General features: G+C 56.0%; 2 protein-coding genes. One reads left to right on the top strand and one right to left on the bottom strand.

Annotated features, from left to right (window positions below):
- On the bottom strand, positions 1–320 hold a 320-nt coding region (locus QCE73_RS39310; RefSeq protein ID WP_309886205.1), incomplete at its 3' end, for a phytanoyl-CoA dioxygenase family protein.
- A gap of 104 nt (positions 321–424) precedes the next feature.
- On the opposite strand from QCE73_RS39310, the gene QCE73_RS39305 reads away from it, so the two are divergent.
- Positions 425–1333, top strand: a complete 909-nt coding sequence (locus QCE73_RS39305; RefSeq protein ID WP_309886203.1) for a LysR substrate-binding domain-containing protein — start codon at positions 425–427, stop codon at positions 1331–1333.
- Positions 1334–1650 lie beyond the last annotated feature (317 nt).

Genomic DNA, 1650 nt, shown 5'->3' with positions numbered 1-1650 from the left:
GCCGTCTTCAGATTGCACTTCGTGTGATAGACGTAGAGTTCGGGATCGTCAATCAGTTGTTGTGCCGGCTCGAGCAATCTGGGGGAGCGCACGGCGGAGTGAAAGACCGCCGATGCCGTCGGACTTTCGGTTTCGTGAACTTTGTAGATCGTCTTTGCGATGCCTCCCGTTTTTTCACGGACGAGATGGTCGGTGTCGATCTTCTGGATCCGGCGCAACTCGCTCTTCATATGCTCGACTTCTTCTTCCGAGAAAAGCTCCGGGAGGACAACGAATCCGTCGCGTTCGTACGCTTCCAATTGTGACGCGGTAAGTTTCATGAGGGCATCTCCTGATTTATTGATGTGATGTCATGATCCTACGACCCGTCGCGCCCAATGTAAAAGATATAATAAGTTGCGCATCAATACCTAGAAGGTTTCAAATGGAGCTGCGTCATCTTCGCTACTTTCTGACGGTGGCCCGCACCCTCAACTTCACGAAGGCGGCAGAGGAACTGCACATGGCCCAGCCGCCGTTGAGCCGGCAGATACGGGAACTGGAAGAAGAACTCGGCGTGGCGCTCTTCGAGCGCCGGGGCAAACGCGTATTCCTTTCATCGGCGGGCCAAGTTTTCGAAGAACGGGCCAGGCGAATTCTGGCGGACACAAACTCCGCGATCGTGGATTCGCAACGCGCAGCAAGAGGGGAAATCGGCCGGGTGGCGGTCGGGTTCTTTGAGCACATCGCGTACACGCTGCTGCCGCCGCTCTTGCGTGAATTCCAGCAGCGTTACCCCGCGGTGACAGTCGAACTTCGATGGTTCTCCTCTGCGGAACAGATCAATGCGCTGGATCGTGGGGACGTCGATCTGGCCTTCGTTCGCTCTTTGCCGTCGGATATCCAACTGAACAGCGTCTTGTTGCTTCAGGAGCCGTTTTACGTTGCCATCGCGAAGGACGACCCTCTCGCAGCGAAACGGCAGATTTCCATCAAGGACTGTATGCACCTGCGCGTCATCAATTACCGGAAAGATGTCGCGCCGGACTATCACGCCACCATCAACCAGTTGTGCGCCCTGGCGGGCTTCTCTCCTTCCGCAAGCTTCGAAATGGGACAGATCTACGCGTCCCTTGGCCTAGTAAGCGCCGGGTTTGGTGTGACGCTCGTACCTGCGTCGGTTCAACGAACGCACATGGACAACGTCGTTTATCGTCCGCTGCGTGAACAGCACGCGCAAAGCGAACTCTACCTTGCTTGGAAGGAACCTCACCCGTCCGCTGCGCTAGGCTCTTTCGTCCAACTCGCGTGCGAAATAGCAGCGCGCGCACCGGGCAAAGTCAAGATCGAGTAAGACAAGCGGCACGACTTCAATTGCGATGAACTGTCAGCATAACTCAGTTGGTTTGGGCCGCCGTATGTAGCGGTGGTCTGACTGCTTGTCTGGTCGCATTAGAAGACAGTGTGAAGCCGCTGAGGCAGCTCATCTAACGTCATGTCTCGCGTTGGCATTATCCGCATTAGCTAGGACAGCGGCTAAACCGTTGAGGGATACGTTCGACGCACGGAGATGTCTTGATCACAATGGCTGGGTGACGGACAGCTATACGGTGCAAAGCCGCCGTTCGACTGTCCTTCATGCCGTGGAAACCAACGACTGCACATGGCCGA

The organism is Caballeronia sp. LZ029 (assembly GCF_031451275.1).
GTDB classification, from domain to species: domain Bacteria; phylum Pseudomonadota; class Gammaproteobacteria; order Burkholderiales; family Burkholderiaceae; genus Caballeronia; species Caballeronia jiangsuensis.
Note: the sequence above shows the minus strand (reverse complement) of the source record. Positions and strands in the feature narration are given on the sequence as shown.